Below are 420 nucleotides of genomic sequence, written 5' to 3' on the forward strand. Positions count from 1 at the left end.
GTCATAGAGCGCTTAAAAGACAATCCGCGCATCACGCTTTTGGATGGCTATACGGATACTCTTGATCACATATCAGGGGCCGATATCGTATTGTCTGATTACTCGGGTGCCATTTTTGATGCGATCTTTCTTGATCGTCCAGTGGCATTGTTTCAACCCGGCTACACGCAGTCCGTAAAACGAACTGATGACAGAAGCATCGAAATCTCATGCGGATCGAAGTTGGGTGAAGTCTTGGCTAGTGATGACAGCCTGATAACGTTCTTCGACAGGCTCGCCAGTGAAGGTTACAATCTGGTTAACGCACAGATGAACCCCAGCGATCTCTTGAGCAACAAAGGTAAGGCAGTTCCGGCTGCCCTGGAACTTCTCGAACAGTTGATCAACGATGAGGTTGAGCGAACAATCGTTCAAGAATCG

The 420-nt window shown here is 48.1% G+C and carries 1 protein-coding gene; it reads left to right on the plus strand.

Annotated elements, in window-relative coordinates; genetic code table 11:
* Nucleotides 1-420: CDP-glycerol glycerophosphotransferase family protein (locus MUY21_RS16190; RefSeq protein ID WP_248411273.1), on the plus strand; the 420-nt coding region annotated here is incomplete at both ends.

Origin of the sequence: Aliiroseovarius sp. S2029 (assembly GCF_023195575.1) — a bacterium.
In the GTDB taxonomy this organism is placed as follows: domain Bacteria; phylum Pseudomonadota; class Alphaproteobacteria; order Rhodobacterales; family Rhodobacteraceae; genus Aliiroseovarius; species Aliiroseovarius zhejiangensis.